23 protein-coding genes are annotated in these 24,787 nt (G+C 72.7%); 5 read left to right on the top strand and 18 right to left on the bottom strand.

Annotation, left to right across the window (positions count from 1 at the left end; translation table 11 throughout):
* Positions 1-222: 222 nt before the first annotated feature.
* A complete protein-coding gene (locus tag AB0D10_RS02340) occupies positions 223-1,086 on the top strand; it encodes an aldo/keto reductase (RefSeq protein ID WP_360249856.1) in 864 nt (287 codons plus the stop codon).
* A gap of 192 nt (positions 1,087-1,278) precedes the next feature.
* Here the strand turns inward: AB0D10_RS02340 and AB0D10_RS02345 are convergent, their stop codons facing one another.
* On the bottom strand, positions 1,279-2,175 hold the full coding sequence (locus AB0D10_RS02345; protein WP_360249859.1) for a MarR family winged helix-turn-helix transcriptional regulator: 897 nt from the start codon (positions 2,173-2,175) through the stop codon (positions 1,279-1,281).
* 371 nt (positions 2,176-2,546) lie between these two features.
* On the opposite strand from AB0D10_RS02345, the gene fabG reads away from it, so the two are divergent.
* Both fabG and AB0D10_RS02355 read left to right on the top strand, forming a co-directional pair.
* The gene (fabG, locus tag AB0D10_RS02350) at positions 2,547-3,314 is read left to right on the top strand and encodes a 3-oxoacyl-ACP reductase FabG (protein WP_360249862.1); all 768 of its coding nucleotides are present in this window, start codon (positions 2,547-2,549) and stop codon (positions 3,312-3,314) included.
* Between the two features lie 231 nt (positions 3,315-3,545).
* Positions 3,546-4,502, top strand: a complete 957-nt coding sequence (locus AB0D10_RS02355; RefSeq protein ID WP_360249865.1) for a phosphatase PAP2 family protein — start codon at positions 3,546-3,548, stop codon at positions 4,500-4,502.
* Here AB0D10_RS02355 and AB0D10_RS02360 read toward each other — a convergent pair.
* Complete coding sequence (locus AB0D10_RS02360; protein ID WP_360249868.1) at positions 4,453-4,671, bottom strand: I78 family peptidase inhibitor; 219 nt, start codon at positions 4,669-4,671, stop codon at positions 4,453-4,455. The genes AB0D10_RS02355 and AB0D10_RS02360 overlap by 50 nt on opposite strands.
* A gap of 77 nt (positions 4,672-4,748) precedes the next feature.
* Here AB0D10_RS02360 and AB0D10_RS02365 point away from each other — a divergent pair, with 77 nt between their 5' ends.
* Positions 4,749-5,021, top strand: coding sequence for a DUF6343 family protein (locus AB0D10_RS02365; protein WP_360249871.1), 273 nt, complete (start codon positions 4,749-4,751; stop codon positions 5,019-5,021).
* A gap of 68 nt (positions 5,022-5,089) precedes the next feature.
* Here the strand turns inward: AB0D10_RS02365 and AB0D10_RS02370 are convergent, their stop codons facing one another.
* The 15 genes from AB0D10_RS02370 to AB0D10_RS02440 all read right to left on the bottom strand — a co-directional run bounded on the left by AB0D10_RS02370 (position 5,090) and on the right by AB0D10_RS02440 (position 22,730).
* Complete coding sequence (locus AB0D10_RS02370) at positions 5,090-6,490, bottom strand: aspartate aminotransferase family protein (RefSeq protein WP_360249873.1); 1,401 nt, start codon at positions 6,488-6,490, stop codon at positions 5,090-5,092.
* On the bottom strand, positions 6,480-8,390 hold the full coding sequence (dxs, locus tag AB0D10_RS02375) for a 1-deoxy-D-xylulose-5-phosphate synthase (RefSeq protein ID WP_360249875.1): 1,911 nt from the start codon (positions 8,388-8,390) through the stop codon (positions 6,480-6,482). The genes AB0D10_RS02370 and dxs overlap by 11 nt, the downstream gene beginning before the upstream one ends.
* A gap of 112 nt (positions 8,391-8,502) precedes the next feature.
* On the bottom strand, positions 8,503-9,531 hold the full coding sequence (gene hpnH / locus AB0D10_RS02380) for an adenosyl-hopene transferase HpnH (protein ID WP_360249877.1): 1,029 nt from the start codon (positions 9,529-9,531) through the stop codon (positions 8,503-8,505).
* A gap of 2 nt (positions 9,532-9,533) precedes the next feature.
* Positions 9,534-10,214, bottom strand: a complete 681-nt coding sequence (locus AB0D10_RS02385) for a 1-hydroxy-2-methyl-2-butenyl 4-diphosphate reductase (RefSeq protein WP_360249880.1) — start codon at positions 10,212-10,214, stop codon at positions 9,534-9,536.
* Positions 10,211-12,217 (bottom strand): squalene--hopene cyclase, encoded by a 2,007-nt coding sequence (gene shc, locus AB0D10_RS02390; RefSeq protein ID WP_360250629.1) that lies wholly within the window; start codon positions 12,215-12,217, stop codon positions 10,211-10,213. Before shc ends, AB0D10_RS02385 begins: the two co-directional genes overlap by 4 nt.
* Before the next feature lie 88 nt (positions 12,218-12,305).
* A complete protein-coding gene (locus AB0D10_RS02395) occupies positions 12,306-13,337 on the bottom strand; it encodes a polyprenyl synthetase family protein (RefSeq protein WP_360250632.1) in 1,032 nt (343 codons plus the stop codon).
* Positions 13,338-13,588: 251 nt separating this feature from the next.
* Positions 13,589-15,022 (bottom strand): hydroxysqualene dehydroxylase HpnE, encoded by a 1,434-nt coding sequence (hpnE, locus tag AB0D10_RS02400; RefSeq protein ID WP_360249883.1) that lies wholly within the window; start codon positions 15,020-15,022, stop codon positions 13,589-13,591.
* Positions 15,023-15,149: 127 nt separating this feature from the next.
* Positions 15,150-16,007, bottom strand: a complete 858-nt coding sequence (hpnD, locus tag AB0D10_RS02405) for a presqualene diphosphate synthase HpnD (RefSeq protein ID WP_360250635.1) — start codon at positions 16,005-16,007, stop codon at positions 15,150-15,152.
* Positions 16,008-16,048: 41 nt separating this feature from the next.
* Entirely contained in the window at positions 16,049-16,996 is a 948-nt protein-coding gene (hpnC, locus tag AB0D10_RS02410) for a squalene synthase HpnC (protein ID WP_360249886.1), read from the bottom strand.
* 320 nt (positions 16,997-17,316) lie between these two features.
* The gene (locus tag AB0D10_RS02415) at positions 17,317-18,126 is read right to left on the bottom strand and encodes an ABC transporter ATP-binding protein (protein WP_360249889.1); all 810 of its coding nucleotides are present in this window, start codon (positions 18,124-18,126) and stop codon (positions 17,317-17,319) included.
* Positions 18,119-19,060: an ABC transporter permease gene (locus AB0D10_RS02420; protein ID WP_360249892.1), complete on the bottom strand. Its 942-nt coding sequence runs from the start codon at positions 19,058-19,060 to the stop codon at positions 18,119-18,121. The genes AB0D10_RS02415 and AB0D10_RS02420 overlap by 8 nt, the downstream gene beginning before the upstream one ends.
* 140 nt (positions 19,061-19,200) lie before the next feature.
* Positions 19,201-20,046 carry a glycosyltransferase gene (locus AB0D10_RS02425; protein ID WP_360250638.1) on the bottom strand — a complete coding sequence of 282 codons (846 nt, stop codon included), beginning with the start codon at positions 20,044-20,046 and terminating at the stop codon, positions 19,201-19,203.
* Between the two features lie 50 nt (positions 20,047-20,096).
* A complete protein-coding gene (locus tag AB0D10_RS02430) occupies positions 20,097-20,834 on the bottom strand; it encodes a CDP-alcohol phosphatidyltransferase family protein (protein ID WP_360250641.1) in 738 nt (245 codons plus the stop codon).
* A 91-nt stretch (positions 20,835-20,925) separates the two neighbouring features.
* Positions 20,926-21,987 carry an iron-containing alcohol dehydrogenase family protein gene (locus tag AB0D10_RS02435; RefSeq protein ID WP_360249895.1) on the bottom strand — a complete coding sequence of 354 codons (1,062 nt, stop codon included), beginning with the start codon at positions 21,985-21,987 and terminating at the stop codon, positions 20,926-20,928.
* Positions 21,975-22,730, bottom strand: a complete 756-nt coding sequence (locus tag AB0D10_RS02440; protein ID WP_360249898.1) for a phosphocholine cytidylyltransferase family protein — start codon at positions 22,728-22,730, stop codon at positions 21,975-21,977. The genes AB0D10_RS02435 and AB0D10_RS02440 overlap by 13 nt, the downstream gene beginning before the upstream one ends.
* A 573-nt stretch (positions 22,731-23,303) precedes the next feature.
* On the opposite strand from AB0D10_RS02440, the gene idi reads away from it, so the two are divergent.
* Positions 23,304-23,951, top strand: a complete 648-nt coding sequence (idi, locus tag AB0D10_RS02445) for an isopentenyl-diphosphate Delta-isomerase (protein ID WP_360249901.1) — start codon at positions 23,304-23,306, stop codon at positions 23,949-23,951.
* A gap of 127 nt (positions 23,952-24,078) precedes the next feature.
* Here idi and AB0D10_RS02450 read toward each other — a convergent pair whose 3' ends face one another.
* A complete protein-coding gene (locus AB0D10_RS02450; RefSeq protein ID WP_360249904.1) occupies positions 24,079-24,693 on the bottom strand; it encodes an ATP-binding protein in 615 nt (204 codons plus the stop codon).
* Positions 24,694-24,787 lie beyond the last annotated feature (94 nt).

Consider the following 24,787-nt stretch of genomic DNA (forward strand, 5'->3'; position numbering starts at 1 on the left):
CCCGGGCCTGCCCACGGCCGCCCGCGCAGCCCCGGCACGGGCCCGACACGACCCCGGCACGGCCCCGACCCGGGACGCGCACCCCCTCCCCCGCGCCCCGCCGCCCCAGGCGGACCCCTGCAAATCAGCACCCAAGATTCACCCGTTTGGCGGGAACAATCACGTTCCGGTGCCAGTTGCCCACCTCTGGAAAGACCTACGACCAGGAGGGCACCCCGTCCCGTGAGCAACATCCCCAGCGTCACCCTCAACGACGGCGCGCAGATCCCGCAGCTCGGCTTCGGCGTGTGGCAGGTCCCGGACGGCGAGGCCACCGCCGCCGTCCGCTCCGCGATCGACGCGGGCTACCGTTCGATCGACACCGCCGCCATCTACGAGAACGAGGCCGGCACCGGCGCGGCGATCGCCGGGGCACTGGCGGGCGGCGTCGCCCGCGAGGACCTCTACATCACGACCAAGCTGTGGAACTCGGGCACCCGCGACTGGTCCGGCGAGCAGGGCCGGGACGCGGTTCTGCGCGAGTTCGACGCCTCGCTGGAGAAGCTCGGCCTCGACTACCTCGACCTGTACCTGATCCACTGGCCGCGCCCGATGCACGGCACCTACCTCAACGTCTGGAAGGCCCTCGAGCAGCTGAAGGCGGACGGCCGGGTCAAGTCGATCGGCGTCTCGAACTTCGGCACCGAGCAGCTGACCCGCCTGCTCGACGAGGCCTCGGTCGTCCCGGTGCTGAACCAGGTCGAGCTGCACCCGTACTTCCCGCAGGAGGAGCTGCGCGCCTTCCACGCCGACCACGGCATCGCCACCGAGGCGTGGAGCCCGCTGGGCCAGGGCGGGGAGCTGCTCGCCGAGCCGGCCCTGGTGAAGATCGCCGAGAAGCACGGCCGCACGGTCGCCCAGGTGGTGCTCCGCTGGCATCTGCAGAGCGGCGTGATCGCCATCCCGAAGTCGGTCACCCCGTCCCGGATCCGGGAGAACCTGGACGTCGCGGGCTTCGAGCTGGACGCCGAGGACCTCACGGCGATCGCCGCCGTCGCCACCGGCAAGCGGATCGGCCCGGACCCGCAGGGCTTCGACTGGAACTGACGCGGGGCCGGGGCCCGGATCCGGGCCCCGGGCAACCGCACGGGCCCGTCGGGGCCCCGCCGCCGGTCATGACGAAGAGCGCCCACCCCGGACGGGGCGGGCGCTCTTCGTCATGCGCGATTCACGACGCCACGGGGCACGGGCCCTCGGTACGTTGGCGAATCGTTTTGGCTGCTGTTACCAATGCTTGGTCTAGAGCCTGGCCGCCTTGCCGATGAGCACGAGTGCAGCCTCGTGCTCACCTTCCTCCAACGGAGCCAGCAGCAGTCGCTGGACCTCGGCCACGCCGGCGGCCGAGCGGTGCAGCAGGTCCTGTCCCGCCGGTGAGAGCGAGAGCAGGTTGCGCCGTCCGTCCGAGGGGTCGCGCCGGCGCTGCACCAGACCGCGGCGCACCAGCCGGCTCACCATCTCGGCCATGGTGGCCTTGTCCAGCGAGGCCAGCTCGCCGACCGTGCGCTGGTCGGCGCCCGGCTCCAGCTCCAGCGCGTCCAGCACCGCGTACTGCGGGGCCGTCAGCTCGGCACCGACGTGCTCCGACCAGAGCTTGGTGTGCACCTGCTGGCTGACCCTGATCAGGTAGCCGATCGCCCGCTGGGCGTCCAGTATCGGCCGCGCGTCGGTGAAGACGGCGACCGCCGCGGGCTCCAGCCTGGCTATCTTGGCCATCACCCGGACGATCTCGACCTGCTCGTCCGCCGAGAGCGGCTCGAACAGGACGCGCTGCACGCGGACCACACCACCGGTGGCCTCGCGCACCGCCTGGGCGCCGCTCTGCGAGAGAGCGAGCAGCTTGCGCCGACCGTCGGCCGGGTCGCGCCGGCGCAGCACCAGGCCGCGGCGGACCAGCCGCGCGACCATCTCGGCCATCGTGGCCTTGTCCAGCGAGGCCCGCTCGCCGACCGTGCGCTGGTCCGCGCCCGGTTCGAGGGCCAGGACCAGCAGCACGGCGAACTGCGGAGCCGTGAGATCGGCTCCGACGTGCTCGGACCACAGCCGGGTGTGAACCTGCTGTGCAACGCGAATCAGGTGACCGGGCGACTGCTGCAGTCGCGCGGACACGCGGGTTGTCGGGATCTCCCCCAGCACCATGTATCCGTCCCGATGTCACACCCGGTGTGTGTGGGACACCCGGGTGGGGCAGTAACGGCGAGTGGGCGTCCAGCTATGAGGGAGGGCGCTCCAGCCGTGCAGCCGGTGGCTGCTGGCGGACACTATACAAACGGCGGGCCCTTGCTGGCAGGCAGGGGCGGATAGTAGACGCAGGTTCGGCAACATTGGCATATTTACGCGCTGCGACACCCTTGCAGTAACCCGTTCTGAGCAGAAAGCCGACCGGTCGGTCCTTACCGACCGTCACCTGCGCCTCTCCGCTCTGGTCGCCCTCCCTACTCGCCGGTAGGGTGTGGCCACCCTCTCCGGGGGCTCCCGGAGGCACTCCCCCGAGAGAGACGAGAGCGAGCATGACCGAGCAGAGCACCGCCCCCCGGGTCGCCGTCGTCACCGGCGCCGCCCGCGGCCTGGGTGCCGCCACCGCCGTCCGGCTGGCCGCCGACGGCTTCGCGGTCGCCGTCCTGGACCTGGACGAGGCGGCCGGCAAGGACACCGTCGACCGGATCACCGCCGCGGGCGGCAGGGCCCTGGCCGTCGGCGCGGACGTCTCGGACGCCGAGCAGGTCCAGGCCGCCGTCGACCGGGTGGTCGCCGAACTCGGCACCCCGGTCGTCCTGGTCAACAACGCGGGCGTACTCCGCGACAACCTGCTCTTCAAGATGTCCGAGTCCGACTGGGACACGGTCATGAACGTTCACCTCCGCGGCGCCTTCCTGATGACCCGCGCGGTGCAGAAGCACATGGTCGACGCCGGTTTCGGCCGTATCGTCAACCTGTCCTCCTCCTCGGCCCAGGGCAACCGCGGTCAGGCCAACTACTCGGCCGCGAAGGCCGGCCTGCAGGGCTTCACCAAGACTTTGGCCATCGAGCTGGGCAAGTTCGGCATCACGGCCAACGCGGTCGCCCCCGGCTTCATCGCCACGGACATGACGGCGGCCACCGCGGCCCGGGTCGGCATGGACTTCGAAGACTTCAAGCGGGCCGCGGCCTCTCAGATCCCGGTCCAGCGGGTCGGCCTGCCTGAGGACGTCGCCCACACCATCTCGTTCCTGGCGAGCGAGGGCGCCGGCTTCGTCTCCGGACAGGTGATCTACGTCGCAGGCGGCCCCCTCGACTGAGCACCGAACCTACACAGGGTTACCACGGAGTGGGAAGTCGGTCGGACCGGCCTCCCACTCCGCTTCCTTTACCGGCGCTTTTGCAGAATCATTCGAAGACCACACTGGCATTCGATCCCGAAATAGCGGAAATCACTCCCCGCGGCACCCCACGCGGACCCGATTGTCGATTTCCCGGGAAAATGACAATTACCCCCGGAATGACCCTCCCCGGATGGGTAAGGTCACCCCGTGCAATCCAGAAGTACCCCCGCCCCCATTCCGCGGCAGGGCACAGGGCGGGAGTCGCGACCGGGGGCGGAACACCACACCGCCACCACCGGCCCGGGACGCTCCGCAGCCCCCGGCAACGCCCCCGGCCCGATCGGCCCCGGCCACCGCCGACCCGACACCCGTCACCCCGCCGACCGCTCCGCCGGCCACGACCACCGCGACCCGGGCTGGCCGCCGATGGGCCGGCGCCAGGCCGCCCTCCTCGCCGCCACCCTCGTCGTCTACCTGCTGGTGGTGGCCGGGGTCCTGCTCAACACCGCCCTGGTCGACCTCGACTGGTCGGTGCGACTGCTGCGCCCGTACGAGCGGTGGCCCCGGCTGGAGCCGCTGCTCGACACCTGGGTGGTCGCCGGGCAGCGCGGTCCCTCGGCGATCGCCGCCTTCGCCTGGCTCGCCTGGCGCGCCCGCCGCCTCGGCCGGCTGCGTCCGCTGCTGGTCATGGCTGTCGCGCTGCTCCTGCTCAACGTCACGGTCGGCGCGGTCAAGATCGTCACTGGTCGACTCGGTCCGCACTACGCCCAGTACGTCGGCTCCCCCGAGCTCTTCGCCGGGGGCACCATCTTCCCGTCCGGCCACACCGCCAACGCGGTCGTCACCTGGGGGGTGCTGGCCTACCTCGCGGTCCGCTGGCGCCGCACCGGCGCGGTGATCGCCGCCGCCACCGCCTGCTCGATCGGCCTGACCACGGTCTACCTGGGCACCCACTGGGTCACCGACGTGCTGGCGGGCTGGGCCGCCGGACTGCTCGTCCTGCTCTCCCTGCCCCTGCTGGAACCCCTGGTCGCCGCCGCCGAGCACCGGCTGCACCGCCGTTTCGGCCGCCGACCCCCGCCATACCGGGCCCCACCGGCCCGGGCAGCGGACGCTACCCCTCCCAGCTCCGCTCGACCACGCCGTCCCGCACCGCGAGGTTGAGCCGCCCCTGCCGGTACTCCATGGTCATCAGCTCCCCCGGTTCCAGCACCCGGACCGCGGCCCAGCCGTGCCGCCGGGCCAGCTCCCGGGCCCGCTCGACCCGCAGCCCCGCGTAGCCCTCGGCATCCGCCCCCGCGGCACCCGACCCCACCGCGTCCGACCCCGACATCGTGCCTCCCCCGGCCAGTCCCCTCGGACGTACGCTGGAATCGTAGCCCGACCCACCCGGTCCGGAGGTGAACAGCCGTGCGCACCACCACCCCGCGCCGCTGGCGCAGCGGCACCGAGCCGGCGACCGCCCGCAGCGACCTCAAGCTCCGCTACCTGCTGTCGCTCACCTTCACGCCGCTGTTCATCCTGGCCACGGTGGGCTTCGCCCTCTGGGCGGCCGCCTCGCCGGTCGACGGCGCCCCCAGCCGGGGTACGCTGACCGGCTTCGCCATCGCCTGCGGCCTGCTCTCCCTGTTCGCCGTCGTCGATCTCGTGGTGGTCATCCGGCGCCGCCGGACCGAGCTCTGACGCGGTGTCTCCCACGGAGTGGGAAGTCGGCCCGTCCGACTTCCCACTCCCCGCGTCCGCCCGGGGCCTCAGCGGTTGCCGACGGCCTGTTTCACCAGCGTCCGCCCGAAGTCCCACATCAGTCCGCTGCCCCGGTGGGCCTCGTCCATGATGTCGGTGAAGGCGTCCATGAACCGGTCCACGTCCCGATCGGTGATGATCAGCGGCGGAATCAGTTTGATCACTTCCAGGTGGTCCCCGGACACCTGGGTCAGGATCCGGTGCCGCTGCAGCAGCGGCACCACGACCATCTGCGCGAACAACCCCTTGCGCGCCGCCTGCAGGGCGGTCCACCCGGTGCGCAGCCTGAGCGACCTGGGCCGGCCGAACTCGATGCCGATCATCAGCCCGCGGCCGCGCACCTCGGCGAGCAGCTCGTACCGGTCGACCAGCGCGGTCAGCCGCTCGCGGAAGCGGTCCCCGACCGCGCGGGCGTTCTCCACCACCTTCTCGTCCCGCATCACCTCCAGGGTCGCCAGCCCGGCCGCCATCGCCTGGGCGTTGGACCCGAAGCTGGCCGAGTGCACCAGCACCCGGTCCATCGAGGAGTACACCTTCTCGAAGATCCAGCCCTTGCCGAGCGTCGCCCCGACCGGCACGTACCCGCCGGAGAGCGCCTTGGCCGCGCAGACCAGGTCGGGCAGCACGCCGTCCTCGTGCTGGTAGGCGAAGAACTCGCCGGTGCGGCCGATCCCGGTTTGTACCTCGTCGCAGATCAGCAGCGCCCGGTGCTCGTGCAACAGCGCCTGGGCGGCGCGCAGCCAGCCGGGCGGCGGTGCCTGGACGCCCTTGCCCTGGATCGGTTCGACGATCAGGCCCGCGACGTCGCCGCGCTTCAGCTCCTTCGCCAGCGCGCCGATGTCGCCGAGCGGGATGGCGGTGTCGGGGAGAAGCGGGTCGAAGCCCTTGCGGAAGCCGCTCTCCCCGTTGACGGAGAGCGAGCCGGTGGTCAGGCCGTGGAAGGCGTGGTCGGCGTAGAGGATCCGCCGGCGTCCGGTGGCGTACCGGGCGAACTTCAGCGCGGTCTCGACCGCTTCCGTCCCGCTGTTGCCGAAGAACACCCGGTCCAGTCCGGGTGCGTGCGACAGCAGCCGCTCCGCGAGCAGTCCGGGCAGCGGCGAGCAGTCGAAGCGGACCAGGTCCGGCAGGTCCAGGTCCATCACCTGCTGGATCGCCGAGCGCACCACCGGGTGGTGGCGGCCGAGGGCGAAGATGCCGAAGCCGGCCAGCATGTCGAGATACTCGTTGCCCTCGGCGTCGTAGAAGTACTGGCCCTTGGCGCGCTCGTAGTACTTGTCGAAGCCGATGGTGTGGAGCATCCGGGACAACTGCGGGTTGAGGTAGCGGCTGTTCAACTCGTAGCGCTCACGGCCACGTTCGGCGATGAGGGCGGCGAGGTCGAAGGCGGGACGGTCGGGGTCAGCCGGCATGGCGCGGGTTCGCTCCTCGGGTCGGCAGCAGGTTCTTGGCGAAGACGGCGGCCTGCGCGGCGACCCCGGTCCCGGTCAGCCCGGCCTCCTCCAGGATCTCCCCGCGCGACGCGTGCCCGAGGAACTCCTGGGGCAGGCCGAGCACCCGAACCGGTACGTCCACGTCGGCGTCGCGCAGCGCCTGGGCGATTGCCGAACCGACCCCGCCGCTACGGCCGTTGTCCTCGACGGTGACCACCAGCCGGTGCGCGGCGGCCAGTTCGGCCAGTGCCGGGTCGACCGGCTTGACCCAGCGCGGGTCGACCACGGTCGCGGTGAAGCCCTCGGCGAGCAGCAGTCGCGCGGCGTCCAGGCAGGCCGGGGCGGTGGTGCCGACGGCGACCAGCAGGATCTCGGCGGGCCGTCCGGTGCGCAGCAGCACGTCCACGCCGCCGATCCGCTCGACGGCCGGCACGGCGGGGCCGACGTTGCCCTTCGGGAAGCGCACGACCGTCGGCGCGTCCTCGACCTCGACGGCCTCGCGCAGCTGGGCCCGCAGCTGGTCGGCGTCGCGCGGCGCGGCGAGCCGCAGACCCGGGACGACCTGCAGGATCGACATGTCCCACATGCCGTTGTGCGAGGCGCCGTCCGGTCCGGTGACCCCGGAGCGGTCGAGCACGAAGGTGACGCCCAGCCGGTGCAGGGCGACGTCCATCAGGACCTGGTCGAAGGCCCGGTTCAGGAAGGTCGCGTACACCGCGACCACCGGGTGCAGCCCACCGGTCGCCAGCCCCGCGGCGCTGGTGACGGCGTGCTGTTCGGCGATCCCGACGTCGAAGGTCCGCGCCGGGTAGGCCTTGGCGAACGGTGCCAGGCCCACCGGCTGCAGCATGGCTGCGGTGATCGCCACCAGGTCGGGCCGCTCCGTCCCGAGCGCGAGCAGTTCCTCGCCGAACACCGAGGTCCAGGAGACGCCGCCGCTCGGCGAGATGGGCAGGCAGGTGTACGGGTCGATCGGGTTGACGGCGTGGAAGCGGTCGGCCTCGTCCTGCTCGGCGGGCCGGTAGCCGCGTCCCTTGACGGTCAGGCAGTGCACGATGACCGGCCCGCCGAAGTTGCGGGCCTGGCGCAGCGCCTGCTCGACCGCTCCCAGGTCGTGGCCGTCGATCGGCCCGAGGTACTTGAGGCCGAGGTCCTCGAACATGCCCTGCGGGGCGAAGGCGTCCTTGAACCCCTTCTTGGCGCCGTGCAGCGCGTCGAAGATCGGCTGGCCGACCAGCGGGGTGCGTTGCAGCGCCTCCTTGCCGAGGGCGAGGAAGCGCTCGTAGCCCTGGGTGGTGCGCAGGGTGGCGAGGTGGTGGGCGAGACCGCCGACGGTCCTGGCATAGGAGCGCTCGTTGTCGTTGACGACGATGACGAGCGGCCGGTCCCGGGCTTCGGCGATGTTGTTGAGCGCCTCCCAGGCGAGGCCGCCGGTGAGCGCGCCGTCGCCGATCACCGCGACGGTGTGCCGGTCGTGCTGGCCGAGCAGCCGGGCGGCCTTGGCCAGGCCGTCGGCGTAGGAGAGCGCGGTGGAGGCGTGCGAGTTCTCGACCAGGTCGTGCTCGGACTCGGCCCGCGAGGGGTAGCCGGAGAGCCCGCCCCGCATCCGCAGCCGGGCGAAGTCCTGGCGGCCGGTGAGCAGCTTGTGGACGTAGCTCTGGTGGCCGGTGTCGAAGACGATCCGGTCGTACGGCGAGTCGAAGACCCGGTGCAGCGCGATGGTGAGCTCCACCACGCCGAGGTTGGGCCCGAGGTGTCCGCCGGTGCGGGTGACGGCGTCGATCAGGAAGTCGCGGATCTCGTCCGCGAGCAGCGGGAGTTCGGCCGCCGGGAGCTTGCGCAGCTCGGCCGGCAAGGTGACGCGGGAGAGCAGTGACATGGGTACACCTCACGACTGGAAGCGGTGCGGTGATGCCTCCGCCCGACTGGGGCGGAGCCGGCCCGGGCGCGGGGCCCGGGCCGGGGTGCCGACCTGGCGGTCAACTCCCGTCTCAGCGGCTCTGGTTGCCGGTGACGGTCTCGGTGATCGCGCGCAGCGACTGCTGCAGCGAGCCCATGGTCGCGAGGACGGCCGTCGGCTCGTAGCCGCAGTGGGCCATGCAGTTTTCGCAGCGCGGGTCCCTGCCGCGGCCGTACTTGCTCCAGTCGGTCTTCTCGACCAGCTCGCGGTAGGTCGGGACGTATCCGTCGGCCATCAGGTAGCAGGGCCGCTGCCAGCCGAACAACGAGTAGTTGGGGATGCCCCAGGGGGTGCACTCGAAGTCGGCCTTGCCCTCCAGGAAGTCCAGGAAGAGCGGGCTGTGGTTGAGGCGCCAGCGCCTGCGGTTGCCGCCGGCGAAGGCCGTGCGGAAGAGCTCCCTGGTCTGTTCGACGCCGAGGAAGTGCTCCTGGTCGGGGGCCTTCTCGTAGGCGTAGGCGGGCGAGATCATCATCTCGTCCACCTTCAGCTCGTCGTTGAGGTAGTCGAGCACGTCGATGACGGTCTGCGGGGTGTCGGTGTTGAAAAAGGTGCTGTTCGTGGTGACCCGGAAGCCGCGCCGCTTGGCCTCCTTGATCGCGGCCACCGCCTCGTCGAAGGTGCCCTCCTTGGCCACCGACTCGTCGTGCCGCTCGCGAAGGCCGTCGATGTGCACGGCGAAGGTGAAGTACGGCGAGGGCGTGAACTTGTCCATCTTCTTGCGCAGCAGCAGCGCGTTGGTGCAGAGGAAGACGTACTTGCGGCGTTCGACCAGCTGGCGGACGATCTCGTCGATCTGCGGGTGCATCAGCGGCTCGCCGCCGGCGATCGAGACCATCGGGGCGCCCGACTCCAGGACCGCGCCGACCGCCTGGGCGACGGGCATCCGCTGCTTGAGGACGCCGGCCGGGTGCTGGATCTTGCCGCAGCCCTCGCAGGCGAGGTTGCAGGCGAACAGCGGTTCCAGCTCCACGATCAGCGGGAACTTGTCGCGTCGCTTGAGCAGCTTCTGCTGCATGAGGTAGGTGCCGACCCGCACGGTCTGGCGCAACGGCATGGCCATGGCTAGCTCGCCTCCTGGGGGAGCGTCGAGGATGTCGGGTGGATCAGCTCAGGGGGGCGGGGCGCGAGCGCCTGCCGGGACCAGTCGACGAGGGCGGGCACCGTCGCCCGCAGGGTCCGCCAGGCCCGCACCCCGGCCGGGAGGGTGCCGGGCCGCAGCAGCTCGTGCTCGGGGGTGTCGACCACCACGCGCAGGACGGCCGCGGGCAGCGCGGGCCGCACCTCGCGCAGCGCGGCCAGCACGGCGGCAGCCTCCATGTCGACGGCGAGCGCGCCCTGCAGGTGCAGGGCCCGCCGTTCGATGCCGCGCACCACGTGGTCGGCGGTGTGGTGCACCCCGGTGTGGACGGTCAGGCCGCGTTCCTTCAGCGCCCGGGTGAGCTCCGGCCCGGAGCCGACCGGGTAGAGGTGGCCCTCGGCGTCCCGCACGCCATCGGCCGCGACCACGTCGCCGGGCAGCACGCCCGGGCCGAGCGCGGCGCCGAAGCCGACCACCACGACCGCGCCGTAGGCGCCGGGGGCGGAGCCGAGGAGCCGGCGGACGGTGATCCCGGCGCGCCGTCGGCCGACCCCGGTGCGCACCAGCACCGGGGGTCCGCCGGCCGCGCCTCGCCAGTCGCCGCCGCGCAGGGCCCAGACCTCGGGACCCAGCGCGCAGAGCACCAGCAGGGGGGCGGTGGTCACCGCACCGCCCCGATCGCCGGGCTGCCGCCGGCCCGGCCCCCGCCGGTCGCCGGGCTGCCGTGGACGTAACGGCCGAGCGCGGTGACCGGGAAGACCAGCCGGTACAGGTGGTAGTTGATGGAGAAGTCCCACGGGAAGCCGGTGCCGGTGAACTGCGGCTCGTCCCAGGTGCCCTCGGGCAGCTGGGTGCGCACCAGCCAGTCCGCGCCGCGCTCCACCGCCGGGGTGGCCCGGCCGTCCGGTCCCTCACCGGCCGCGAGCAGCGCCATCAGCGCCCACGCGGTCTGCGAGGCGGTGGAGTCGCCGCGCCCGGCCCAGCGCGCCGGGTCGTCGTAGGAGCGCATGTCCTCGCCCCAGCCGCCGTCGGCGTTCTGCCGGTCCTCCAGCCAGCGCACCGCCCGGCGGATCGCCGGGTGCTCGTCCGGGACGCCCGCCGCGACCAGGGCGGGCAGCACCGAGCCGGTGCCGTAGATGTAGTTGGTGCCCCAGCGGCCGAACCAGGAGCCGTCGGCCTCCTGGTTGCGCAGCAGCCACTCGATGCCGCGCCGGGTCCGGGGGTCGCGGGCGCGGCCGGTCTCCGCGAGCATCTCCACCACGTGGGCGGTGACGTCGGCGGACGGCGGGTCGACCACCTCGCCGAAGTCGCAGAACGGCAGCTTGTTGGGCAGCGTGCTGGTGTTGTCGACGTCGAAGGCACCCCAGGCGCCGTTCTTGGACTGCATGCCGAGGTTCCACATCACGCCCCGGTCGACCGCCGCGTCGACCTTGGCCTGGTCGGGGTGGGCCACCCGGCGCAGCGCCAGGACCACTTCGGCGGTGTCGTCGATGTCGGGGTAGGTGTCGTTCTCGAACTCGAAGGCCCAGCCGCCGGCGGGGAGCCCGGGGCGCTGGACGGACCAGTCGCCGCGCTTGCGGATCTCCTCGCCGAGCATCCAGTCGACGGCGGAGACCAGCGCCGGGTGGTCGGCCGGCACCCCGGCGTCGGCCAGCGCGACGGTGGCCAGGCAGGTGTCCCAGACCGGGGACTGGCAGGCCTCCATCCAGCGCTTGCCGTCCTCGGTGTGCACGGTGAAGCGGTCGAAGGAGGAGAGCCCGGCCTGCATCACCGGGTGCTCCAGTTCGTAGCCCTCCAGGTGCAGGGCGATCAGCGAGTACACGGCGGGCGGCTGGATCCCGCCCCAGCAGCCGTCGGCCTCCTGCCGTTCGACGATCCAGCGGCAGGCCTGGGAGACGGCGAGTCGGCGCAGCGGGCGGAACGCCCGGTGGTGGTAGGCGTGCAGTGCCTTGTCAAGGCGTTCGAAGAGGCCGTCCCAGGTGGTGGCGGGGGCGAGCGGCCGTTCGGGGTAGGGGTCGGCCGGGTCGGTGTGCAGTTCGGTGAGCGGGAAGGGCGCCGGGCGGACGGGCCGGTGAGCCGAGACGACGGTCAGCGGGACGATGGTCTGGCGGGCCCAGCAGCCGAAGGCGTAGATGTTAAGCGGCAGCCACCTGGGCAGGAAGATGATCTCGGGCGGCATCTCCGGCAGGCGTTCCCAGGGCCACCAGCCGAACAGCGCGAGCCAGATCCGGGTGAACACCCGGGCGGCCGCGATGCCGCCGGCGGAGCGGACGTACCGGGCGGCGGTGAGCATGTGCGGGGCGTTCGGGTCGTCACCGGCCAGCCTGAGGGCGACGTACGCCTCGACGGTGGTGGACAGTTCGGGCGGTCCGCCGTGGAAGGTGCCCCAGGTGCCGTCCTCGCGTTGCTGGGAGCGGATCCACTCGGCGGTGGCGTTCGTCTGCTCCTCGGTCCGGATCCCGAGGAACTGCCGGAGCAGTAAATCCTCGGCGTCCATGGTGACGTTGGTTTCCAGGTCGCCCTTCCACCAGCCTTCGGAGGACTGCAGCGAGAGCAGGTGGGTGGTGGCGCGGGCCAGGGCCTCCCGCGCGTCGGCCGGCGGGAGGTCCGCCTGATCGGCCGGCCGCGGCTGGTCGGCGTCCTCGGGCTGCCACCGCCCCGGACCCAGCAGGGCCGGGGGGCGGTCGCCCACCGCGACCGGCTCGGAATCGTACTCAGGGTCGAGCCGGCCGTCCGCGGTTGCTGTCAACGTAACGTCACCTCTCTCGTACCACCACGAATTCGGCGAGTGCGACGAAGTGCTCGCGCACCTCGTCGGACATGGGCACCTCGTCCAGGGCGGCGAGGGCAGTCGTGTGCTGGCGGCGGGCCTCCTCCTGGGTCCATGCGCGACCGCCGGCCTGCTCGATCAGCGCGGCCCGGGCGGCGAGCTCGGGCTCGCTCTCCTCCCCGCGTCCCCGCGGGTCGGCCAGTTCCTCGGCGAGCCGGCGCGAGGCCGGTCCGCCCTCGGCCAGCGCGGCGGCGACCGGCAGGGACTTCTTGCGCTGGCGCAGGTCGCCCCAGTGCGGCTTCCCGGTGACTTCGGTGGCGCCCCAGATGCCGAGCAGGTCGTCCACCGCCTGGAAGGCCAGTCCCAGGTGGTGGCCGTAACGCTGGAGGGAGTCGGAGACCTTGTCGTCGGCCCCGGCCAGGACCGCGCCGATCGCCGAGGCGGCGGCCAGCAGGGCCGCCGTCTTCCCGCCCTCCATCTCCAGGCACTCCGCGACGGTCACGCTGTCGCGCTGTTCGAAGGCGACGTCCATGGCCTGGCCGTCGATCAGTCGGCGGGTCGCCGTGGTGAGCAGCCGGACGGCGCGCGCGGCGTCGGTGGGGCCGGCCCCGCCGGTCACCGCGGCGTCGAGCAGCACCTCCGTGCCGAGCGTCGCCAGGGCGTCGCCGACCAGGATCGCCTGGGCCGGGCCGAAGACCGTCCAGGCGGTGGCCCGGTGCCGCCGGGTCTCGTCACCGTCCATCAGATCATCATGGAGCAGGGAGAAGTTGTGCACCAGTTCAACAGCCACCCCGCCGGGCACTCCCACCTCGGCGGCCGCACCGGCGGCCTGGGCGGACAGCAACGCCAGCGCGGGGCGCACGGCCTTGCCGCCGTCGCCCGTGACCGCGGTGCCGTCGCGGTCGATCCAGCCGAAGTGGTAGGCCGCGACGGTGTCCATCGGTGCGGCCAAACGGGCGACGGCGGCCCGTAGCGGCGGGGTGCAGAGCGTACGGCTGCGAGCGAGCAGCTCCGGCACCGAGACCGGTTCGGCGTGCGCCGTGCCTCCGACGGCGAAGCCGGTGCGTGACTCCACGTGCGTTCCCTCTCCCTCGTGGTGCCGGACCGCACGGGGCGGCCGGGTGCCGTCGGTGCGGCTGGTGTCGATTCGGGTGGTGCCGGTGCCGGGGACGTCGGTGCGTCCGGTCCGACCGGTCCCGCTGATTCCGCCGACGCGCTCGACGGTACGCCCGTCGGCTCTGGCGGGCTCTCCGGCGGCGGGGCCCGCCGTCACCTGGGCCACCTCCCGTCGCCGCGGTCGGTCGGCACCCGGGTGCCGGCCGCGGCGAGCGCGGCGTCGGCCGCGGCGTGGCCGCTGCGCACGGCGCCCTCCATGGTCGCGGGCCAGCCGGTGGCCGTCCACGCGCCGGCCAGCAGCAGGCCGGGGACCCGGGTACGGGCCGACGGGCGCAGCGCCCCGCCGCCCGGGGCCGGGTCGAAGGTCGCGGTGCGCTCGCGCGTGACGAAGAAGTCGAGCACCTCGGCTCCGGCCGCGGCCGGCAGCAGTCGTTCCAGCTCGGGCAGGTAGCGGCGACGCAGTTCGGCGACCGGCAGATCGATCTCGTCCTGCACGGCGGACTGCGAGAGGGCCAGGTACTGGGCGCCCGGGTGGGCGCGGCCGAGTTCGGTCGCGGCCAGGCCGGAATGCGCGGTGCGGTCGAAGACCCACTGGACCGGTGAGCCGAGGGCGGCGAAGAACAGCTGGCGCAGCAGCTTGCGGTCGTAGATCACGTGCACGTTGAGGATCGGCGCGGTGCCGAACTCCGCCAGGCGCTCCTGCCCCGGGATCGCGTCCGGCGGCAGCAGGGCGGCCGCGGTGTCCTGGGCGCCGGCCAGGACGACGGTGTCGGCGGTGAGCAGTTCCCCGCCCTCCAGGAGGACGGCGTGCTGCGGCGCGGCCGGCTTGAGCTCCGCCACCCGGGCGCGCAGCAGGACCGTCACACCCGCGTGCTCCAGCTCGGCGAGCGCCCGGTCGTGGTGGATCGCGCCCAGCGGGGCCGCGGCGATGCCGATGTCGGCGGCGCCCGGGTCGGAGAGCAGGCCGGTCTGGAACACCTTCGCCGCGAGCGCCATCGAGACCTGGTCGGCCCGGGCGTTCAGGGTGGCGACGCCGACCAGGTCCCACAGGGCGGCCTGGGTGGCGGCGTTCTGCCCGTTGCGGCGCAGCCACTCGCCGAAGGAGATCCGGTCCAGCGCCGGGTCGGCGAGGTCCAGGCCCTTCAGGGCGAGCGCGCCGCGGACCACCCGGGCGCGGTCCGCCGGGGACAGGTGCGGGTAGCGGGCGAGGCTGGCGGCCAGGTGCAGCGGGACGGGCAGGCCGGCCCGCCGCAGCCGCCCGAGGGTGCGCACGGGTGCGTCCTCGGGCCCGGTGACGGAGAGCACCGGGACGTCGAGGCGCTCCTGCAGGTGGACCAGGCGGGTGGCGCCGAGGCGCTCCAGCAGGCCGCGGTAGGCCGTGCAGCAGCGGAGGTAGACGTGCTGGCCGTTGTCGACGGTCAGCTCGCCGCGCCGGAAGGAGAACGCCAGGCCGCCGAGCCGGGGACGGCCCTCGACGAGGGTGACCCGGTGGCCCGCCTCGGACAGGCGCAGCGCCGCGGTGATGCCGGCCAGACCGCCGCCGACCACGACGGAAGCCGGGCGCGCGGCATCGGCTCGCCCGGTCATCGGCCCTCCCCCTCGCAGTCGCTGGACCGCCGGGAGGCGGTCACTGAAGCCGGTACGCGTTCGGTCGACACGGAACTACCCGCACGTGATTCCCCGCTGACACAGCGTGACAGAACTGTCGCGAGAATCAAGAACGCCCCCCGGCGAGCCCGGAAAGCGCCACGTACGCCTTCTCCCAGCCCGGCAGGGAGACCCGGCCGCGCAGCACCGACTCGGGGTCGGCGGCGATCCGGCCGAGCAGCCGGTGGTAGATCCCGGCCATCGCGGCCGTGCAGGCGCGGCTGCGGCGGTCGAGCATCGGCAGCAGCCGCAGGCCCTCCTCGAAGGCGGCCTGGGCGCGGGCGGCCTCGAAGGCCACCAGGCCCGTGAAGTCCGCGCCGACCGGCGGCTTGGGCAGGGCGAAGCCCTGCTCGCAGCCGAACCGGACCAGGTCCTCGGTGGGCAGGTAGGTGCGGCCGTTCAGGGCGTCCTCGCGCAGGTCGCGCAGGATGTTGGTGAGCTGCAGGGCCAGGCCCAGGGTGTCCGCGTACTGCGCCCCGCGCTCGGGGTCGTCGCAGCCGTAGACGCCCAGCGAGAGCCGGCCGATGGCGCCGGCCACGCAGCGGCAGTAGACCTTCAGTTCCTCGTACGTCTGGTACTCGGCGCCCTTGAGGTCCATCTCGACGCCGTCGATGAGCTCGTCGAAACCGCCGAGCGGGATCGGGAAGCGCCGGGCCGTGTCGGCCAGGGCGACCTTGATCGGGTCGGTGTCGTCCTCGGCGACCGCCCCGGAGCGGACCTCGTCCACCAGTTCCCGGGTGCGCAGCAGTGCCTCGGCCTTGCGGTCGGCCGGGAGGTCGCCGTCGCCGATGTCGTCCACCCGGCGGGCCAGGGCGTACAGGGCCGACATGGCCAGCCGCTTGGGTTCGGGCAGCAACCGGATGCCGTAGCTGAAGTTGCGCGCCTGCAGCCCGGTGACTGCCTCGCAGTACCGGTACGCCGCCATGACCTGGGCCGACGCCAGTGGTGATGCCGCCACGCGGGCGTTCACCTTCCCTTCGCGAAGATGGCCGCCGCCTTCGCTGCGAGGCGGCGCTTGTCCGGCTTCGCCTGCCGGGCGAGCACGTCGTACCCGGCGTCCTCGACGGCAGCCAGGGCCGCGTACCCGCCGGCGGTGAATCCCGCCAGGAGCAGTCGAAGCCTCCCCTGAACCGTACCTACCAATGGTGCGCCGTGATCGAGCAGGGTGCGGGCCCGTTCCGCTTCGAAGGCGATCAGCTCCCGGACCGCGCCGTCGGCGGAGGGGGCGGCGAGGTCGTTTTCGGTGACACCGAAGCGCTCCAGGTCCTCGGTGGGGAGGTAGATCCGGCCGCGGCGCAGGTCCTCGGCGACGTCCTGCAGGTGTTCGACCACCTGGAGGCCGCTACAGATCGCGTCGGAGAGTTCGGTCCGCTCGGGGGTGGAGACGCCCGCGATGGCCAGGACGAGGCGGCCGACCGGGTCCGCGGAGAGGGTGCAGTAGCCGATCAGGTCGTCGTAGGTGGCGTAGCGGGTGGTGGTCTGGTCCACCCGGTTGGCCTCGATCAGACGGCGGAACGGTTCGGGGGTCAGGCCGCGCCGGTCGACCAGCGGGACCAGGGCCCGCATCAGCGGGTGGCGGGGGCGGTCGGCGCCGGTGGGGTGCAGTGCGGACTCGAAGACCCGGTCCAGGTCGTGCTCCAGCGCGTCGAGCAGGGCGAGCCGGAAGGCGGTCTCCTGCGGGGTCGGCGGGCCGGACTGCTCCGAAGGGGTGGCCGGGGGCGCCGGCTCGACGCCGAGCAGGCGGGCGGTGGCGGCCGGGTCGGCCAGGTCGCCGTCGCCCGCGTCGTCGACGAGGCGGGCGAAGCCGTACACCGCCATCAGGTCGTCGCGCCAGGCCGCGGGCAGGAAGAACGGGGCGACCGGGAAGTTCTCGGCCCCCGCCTTCTCCAGGGTCTGACCCGCGGAACGGTTCACCGGCGTATCACTGGGCTGGGCCGAAGCCGACACTGCTGTCACTCCCCCGTTCTACACCGCTGGGTACCACCGGTCCGACTCGGACACGCGTCCGAGCGCGGGCGTCACGTCCGGCACACCGCCCCCGCGTCCACCAGCCTGACACCGCGGGCCACGCCGGAGAAGGGCGCCCCGCCTGCCGGGCCGGGCCGCTCACCCCCGCGGCGGCGGCCACCCGGGGTAACGGCCGGGCACGCCGAAGGGCCGGTCCCGGAGGTTCCGGAACCAGCCCTGGTGGCGGGGGGTGACTCACACGGCCGTCCGTGGGGCGGCCCGCGGTGCTACGGGCGCTCGCCGCGCTCGTAGCGGCCGACGACCTCGTCGGTCGGGCCGTCCATGACCAGCTCGCCGGCCTCGATCCAGATCGTCCGCTCGCAGACCTCGCGGATCGAGTTGTTGTCGTGGCTGACCAGGAAGACCGTACCGGCAGACCCGCGCAGCTCGTCGATGCGGCGCTTGCTGCGCTGCTGGAAGGCCTGGTCACCGGTGGCCAGGGCCTCGTCGATCAGCAGCACGTCGTGGGTCTTCGCGGCGGCGATCGAGAAGCGCAGACGGGCACCCATGCCGGAGGAGTAGGTGCGCATCGGCAGGGAGATGAAGTCGCCCTTGTCGTTGATGCCGGAGAACTCGACGATGTCCTGGTAGCGGGCCTTCACGTCGGCCGGGGACATCCCCATCGCCAGGCAGCCCAGGACGACGTTGCGCTCGCCGGTGAGCTCGTTCATCAGCGCGGCGTTGACGCCCAGCAGCGAGGGCTGGCCGTTGGTGTAGATGCCGCCCTTCTCGGTCGGCAGCAGGCCCGCGATGGCGGCCAGCATGGTCGACTTGCCGGAGCCGTTGGAGCCGATCAGGCCGATCGCCTCGCCCTTGTACGCGGTGAAGCTGATGCCCTTGACCGCGTGCACCTCGCGCACGCCGGCGGCGCGCCTGCGGCTGAGGATGCGGCTCAGCGCCGAGGTGGCGCTGCCCTTGCCGGAGCCGGCGCCGTGTACCCGGTAGACGATGTGCACGTCGTCGACGACGACGGTGGGCTCGCGGGCCACGTCGGTGTCCCGGACGAAGTCGTTCTTGCTCAGGTCGACGTCAGCCACGGCCGTACTCCTCCTCGGCCTTCCAGAAGAAGACGTATCCGATGACGAACATCCCGACGCCCCAGGCGAGCCCGTACACCCACTGGTGCGGCGGCAGGGACTGGTGCGCGGGCTGGTGCTTGTTGTAGATGATCGGCGCGAAGGCGTGCCGCAGCAGGTCCATGTAGACCGAGGCCGGGTTGATGGCGCAGATCACCTGGATGTAGTGCGGCCACTTGTGGACCCGGTCCTGGATGCTGAACATCACGCCGGACAGGAACATCCACGCGCGCATCACGAAGGGGATCAGCTGGGAGATGTCACTGGTCTTGGCGCCGATCCGGGCCATGATCAGCGAGATGCCGGTGTTGAACATCGTCTGCAGGAGCAGCGCCGGGACGATCAGCAGCCAGGTCTTGCCGGGGGCGATGCCGCTGGCGAGGACGGTCACGACCAGCACCACCATCGAGATCAGCAGCTGCTGGAGCTGGATCACGGTGAAGGCGATCGGGAGGCTGGCACGCGGGAAGTGCAGCGCCCGGATCAGGCCGAGGTTGTCGGAGATCGCCCGGGTGCCGGACTGCACCGCGTTCTGGGTGAACTGGAACACGAAGACGCCGATGCAGAGCCAGGCGATGTAGGTGTTCGGCGGGAAGCCGTCCTTGTTCTCCAGGATGACGCCGAAGACCAGGTAGAAGACCGCACAGTTGAGCAGCGGGGTCACGACCTGCCACAGCTGGCCGAGCTTGGCGTCGGTGTACTGGGCCACCAGTCGGGCGGTGGCGAAGGCCCAGATGAAGTGACGCCGGGCCCAGAGCTGCTTGGTGTAGGCGACCAGACCCGGCCGGGCGCCGCTCACCGACAAGCCGTACTTGTCCGCGAGCTGCTTGGGGGTAAGGCCCGCGTCCACCCCCCTGGGGGTCGAGAGGCTGACGGGTTCACTCACTGTCGACACATTCGTCCTTCACGCGGGATCGGTCGGGGCGGCCGGTCGGCGGGGTCCGCCGGCCGTTGCGCCGATGGTGATCCACTGGGATCTCGGGGGAGCCGGCCGGTGTGTGGTCACCGGCCGCGGCGATCGATCATTCGATCAGATCAGATGATCGGTGGTCGGCCCAGCCTGGTCAGTCGCCAAACGGTACGCCATCGCATGGGCCGTCGCGGACCGCAGGGTTCGCGCCAGCCCGCCCGGAATCCGCCCCACCAGGCCTTCAGCGCCTCGGGGGAGGGGCGACGGGCCAGGGTGAGCAGAAGCCAGGTTCCCAGATAGAGAGGCACCAACAGGGCCGGAAGGTTCCGCCGCGCGAGCCAGACCCGGTTGCGGGCCACGTTGTGGAAGTAGGTCGCGTGCCGGGCGGGGGAGGTCGTCGGGTGGTGCAGCACCACGTCGGCCCGGTAGTCGATGGCCCAGCCGGCGTCCGCCGCGCGCCACGCGAGGTCGGTCTCCTCGTGGGCGTAGAAGAACTCGGCGGGCAGCTGGCCGGCCCCCTCGAACACCTTGCAGCGCACGGCGCTCGCACCGCCCAGGAAGGTGGTCACCCGGGACGAGCGCAGCGGGTCGCTGGCGCGCAGCCGGGGGACGTGCCGGCGCTGGGTGACGCCGGTGTCCGGGTCGGCGATCCGGAACGAGACGATGCCCAGCTCCGGGTCGGCGGCGAAGGCCTCGCGCAGCAGGCGGGCGGAGTCGGTGCGCGGCAGGTGGCCGTCGTCGTCCAGGAAGAGGACGGCGTCCACCTCCTCGCCGTCCCGGCCGAACAGCTCGATGCCGACGTTGCGGCCGCCCGGGATGCCGAGGTTCTCCGGCAGCTCGACGCTGCGCACGCCCTCCGGCAGCGGGGGCAGCGGGGCGCCGTTGGCGACCACGGCCAGCTCGACCGTCGGGCCCTCCTGGGCGCGGACGGACTCGATCAGGGCGTTGAGCTCGGCGGGCCGGTTGCCCATGGTGATGATCACGGCGCCGAGGCGGACGTTCTCCGCACTGGTCACGGCGGTCACCGCAGCCTGCTCGACAGGACGATGCTCAGCAGGTGCAGCACGGTCTGCAGCATGGCGATCGCCGCCAGGACGACCACCGCGAGCCGGGTGAAGAACAGCCCGCCGTGCACGGCGTCGGCGACCCCGGCCGCGAGGATGAACAGCGAGGCCTCGACCGCGCCGACCAGGCGGTGGAACTTCAGCAGCGAGGCCGCCCGGCGGGCCTTGGCGACGGTGGCCGAACGCGGCACCGAGGCGCTGTCCTCGACGGCCGTCAGGCCGCTGCGGGCCCGGGCCACGTCCACCAGGTCCGTCTCGGACTTGATCAGGATCGCGCCGAGCGCGGCCAGCGTGCCGAGGAAGGCCCACTCCCAGTGCGAGCCACCGCCCTCGCGGTGCAGCAGGTCGGTGGCGCGCAGACCGAGGCCGGTCAGCAGGGCCGCCTCGGACATGTAGTGGCCGACCCGGTCCAGGTAGACGCCGGTGAGCGAGGTCTGCCGGCGCCAGCGGGCGACCTCGCCGTCCACGCAGTCCAGCAGCAGGTAGACCTGGATCAGCAGGGCGCCCAGGACCGCGCCCACGATGCCCGGCACGACCAGCGCGGCGCCGGCCAGGACGCCGGTGAACATCATCAGGTAGGTCAGGCCGTTGGGCGTGATCGCCGTCACGGTGGAGAGCACGCGGGTGATCCGCAGCGAGATCTTCCGCATGTACAGGCGCCCGGCCCAGTGCTCGGCGCTGCGGCGCTGGAGCATGCCCTCCGGGTGGATCACCGCGCGCAGCTCCTCGATCGAGGGCCGGCGGGTCAGGTCCACCGGGGGCCGTTCGGCGCCCGCGGTGGAGGGGTCAGCTGTTGACGGCTTGGACATAGTCGGCGTACGCGTCCCTGATTGCGGAAGGGGAGAGGTCGAGGTGTTCGAGAATGGTGAAGCGCCCCGGGCGGGTGTTCGGGGCGTAGTTCACCGCTTCGGTGAACTCCGCCTCGGTGAAGCCGATCTGAGCCGCGGTCACCGGCAGCCCGTGGCTCGCCAGGCGCTCCACGATCAGACCGGACAGCTCGCGCTCGCCCCGCAGGAAGCTGGCGAACGCGGCACCGAGGCCGACCTGTTCGCCGTGCTGGGCGGACCGCTTGGGATACAGCACGTCCAGGGCATGCGAGATCTCGTGGCAGGCGCCCGACGAAGGCCGGGTGCTGCCCGCGATGTTCATCGCGATGCCGGACAGTACCAGGGCTTCCGCGAGGGCTGTCAGGAGGTCCTGATCCTGAGTGTTTCCTGGGTGCCGCAGCAGGTTCTCACCGGCCGAGCGGGCCATCGCGACGGCCAGTCCGTCCACCGGCTCCCCGGTGACCGCGTGCGACAACTCCCAGTCCGCGCAGGCCGAGATGTTGGAGACGACGTCGCCGATGCCGGCCGCCACGAAGCGCGGCGGGGCCTGCCGGATCACGTCCAGGTCGACGATGATGCCAATCGGGCTGGGCACCCCGTAGGAGCCCCGCCCGGCGTCGTTGTCGAGGGTGGAGACCGGCGAGCAGATGCCGTCGTGGGCCAGGTTGGTGGCGACCGCGACCAGCGGCAGGCCGACCCGGGCCGCGGCGTACTTGGCGGCGTCGATGATCTTGCCGCCGCCGAGGCCGACGATCGCGTCGTAGTGCCCGCCGCGCATCGCCTCGGCCAGGCGCACCGCGCTGTCCAGGCTGCCGTCGTCGACGTTGTACCAGTCGGCGCCGGGCAGGGCCGGCTCCAGGCGCCGGCGCATGGCCGCGCCGGATCCGTTGCTGATCGCCACCGCGATCCGGCCCGAGGCCGACAGGCGCTGGTCCGCGAGGATCCCGCCGAGCGCGTCCAGCGCACCCGGTCGGATCTCCACGAACAACGGCGACGGGACCAGCCGGGTCAGTACTGGCACGCGATCTCCCGTGCCTTCGCCAGGTCGTCGTGGTTGTCGACCTCGACCCAGGAGACCTCGCCGATCGGCTGGACGTCGATCCGCAGGCCGCGGTCGACCATCTCCTGGTAGCCGTCCTCGTAGTACAGCTGGGGGTCGCGCTCGTAGGTGGTGCGCAGCGCGTCGGTCAGGTCGGCGGCGGCGGCGGGGTTGATCACCGTGACGCCGATGTACTCGCCGCTCGCCTCGGAGGGGTCCATCAGCTTGGTGATGCGGCGCATGCCGGCGGCCGGGTCGACGACGACCTTCATCTCCTCGTCGGCGAGCTTCTTCACCGTGTCGAGGGCGAGCAGGATGCCCGGGGCGGTGCCGGCGTCGATCAGGCGCTGGTTGCCCTCCAGCATGGTGCGCTGGACCGAGGCGGGGTGGACGGTGTCGCCGTTGGCCAGCAGCAGGCCCTCACCGAACAGCTCGCGGGCGCACCAGAGCGAGTACGCGTTGTTCCACTCCTCGGCCTTGTCGTTCTCGACCAGGTGGAGCTTGACGCCGTACTTGCCCTCCAGGGCGTCCTTGCGGTCGTACACCGCCTCCTTGCGGTAGCCGACGACGATCGCGGCCTCGCGCAGTCCGACCTCGGCGAAGTTGCCGAGGGTGAGGTCCAGGACGGTCCGCTCCCCGTCGACCGGCACCAGCGCCTTCGGCAGGGTGTCGGTGTACGGGCGCAGCCGGCGGCCGGCGCCGGCTGCCAGAACGAGGCCGATCATGCGGGGTCTCCTGATCCGTCGTGCTGTGCGCGCGGGCCGTGCCGAAGGGCGGCGGCGCTGCTTCGCCGGACCGGTGTGCGACCGGACCGGGCAGCGGCGCGCCGGTGCCGGCACGGATCCGGGCACCGTGTCGTATGTGATGGTAGGCGACTCGGACGACCGGCCCGAACGCGCCCGGAGACGGAACGGTGACGGAGCGGTGACCGGGGGCCGACGCCTGGGTGCGGGAGGCGGTTCCGGTCGGGCGGTTCCGGGCCGGGGCGGGGCATGGCGTGGTGGAGTGAGGCGGGGTGAGGCGGGACGGACCGGTCGAACGGCCGCCGAACGCACGTCGAACGGTTCTGCGACGATCGTGACCCTTGTGGGGGCTTCCCGGATCCTTCTCTGCCCGGATTCCGACTCCTCCGAGTCATGATCCGCCCGGTTGTGCGTGGGACCCCAACCCGGCGCCACCCATACGGCAGACTGGATGCCGACGCCGGCGCCGGTGCCCCCGCTGCGTCCGCCGCGCGCCACCCGGTGCGCCGGACGCACCCGATGCTCCCGTCGCTCCCGCCCCCGGAAAGAGGCCCCATGCCCCAGAGTCTGCCGACCGACCCGACGCACTTCACCGCCGAGATCGACACCGGTCTCGACGTGGAGGCCGATGTGTCGGTCGCCCCTCCGGGCGACTCGGCCGCCGGCACCGAGATCCTGCTGGAGCTGGTCGACGACGAGGGCGTCACCATCGGCACCGCCGAGAAGCACTGGGCCCACCAGCAGCCGGGCCGGCTGCACCGCGCCTTCTCGGTGTTCCTCTTCGACCGCCAGGGCCGCATGCTGCTCCAGCGCCGGGCCCTCGGCAAGTACCACTCCCCCGGCGTCTGGTCGAACACCTGCTGCGGCCACCCCTACCCGGACGAGCCGCCCTTCGTCGCCGCCGCCCGGCGCACCGCGGAGGAACTGGGCGTCGCCCCGGCGCTGCTCTGCGAGGCCGGCACCGTCCGCTACGACCTGCCGGACGAGGCCTCCGGGCTGATCGAGCGGGAGTGGAACCACCTCTTCGTGGGACTGGTCACCGCCCCGGTCGAGCCGAACCCGGACGAGGTGGACGACTTCGCCTTCGTGACCGCACAGGAGCTGCGCGAGCTGCGGGCCGAGCGGCCGTTCTCGGTCTGGTTCGAGACGGTCTTCGAGGCCGCGCTGCCGGGGATCCGGGAGATCGCCGGGCGGGACTGGTAGGCGCTTCCGGTGCCGGGCCGAAAGGCGGTCCGCCGGTGCGGGGCCGGCGGCCGGGGCCGGACCGGTCTCGGCGCGCCGAGCGGGGCCGGTCGCCGGTCCCCTCGCGCCGGCCGCCGCGGCGGACCGGTCAGCGGTCGGGCTCCGGGGGGACGGGCAGCGAGGCCCAGATGACCTTGCCGCCCTCCCCGGTCCGCTCGACGTCGCACACCCCGCCGGCCTGCAGCGTGACGCTCTTCACCAGCAGCAGGCCGCGCCCGCCGGTGCGCGCGGTGTCGTTCTCCAGTGCCTTCGGCCGGTACGGATCGCCGTCCTCGACCGAGACCCGCACCCAGCCCCCGCGCACCGACAGCTCGGTGACCACCTCGGGCGACAGCTCGGCCGCGTGCGTCACCGCGTTGCTCACCAGCTCCGAGACGATCAGCAGCAGGTCGTCCACCAGCTCCTGGTAGCGCACCCCGGCCATGCCCTGGGCCAGCAGGCGGTCGCGCACCGCGTGCCGGGTGAGCGGCACCGAGGCCTCGGCGGCGGGTACCGGGAAGCGCCACAGTCCCTCGGCGGGGCCGTCCGCCGGACCGGCCGCCGGGCCGCCGGGCGCCGCGGCCGGACCGCCGGGCGCCGCGACGGCACCGCCCCCGCCGTCCCCCGGCCTGCCGCGTCTCGGTTCGGCCTCCGCCGTCCCGCTGATCTGCTCCACGTCCAGCCGCCCTTCGTCCGCGACCCGGGAATCAGGCGATCCGCTCATGGCGCCCTCGGTCCACAGAGGCTAGGAGAGCCGTCGCGGCGGCTGTGGCACCGTCGACAACTTGCCCGTGTCGGACCGATTCCGGCCGGAACCG

It is taken from the genome of Kitasatospora sp. NPDC048545, from assembly GCF_040651155.1.
Taxonomy (GTDB): Bacteria; Actinomycetota; Actinomycetes; order Streptomycetales; family Streptomycetaceae; genus Kitasatospora.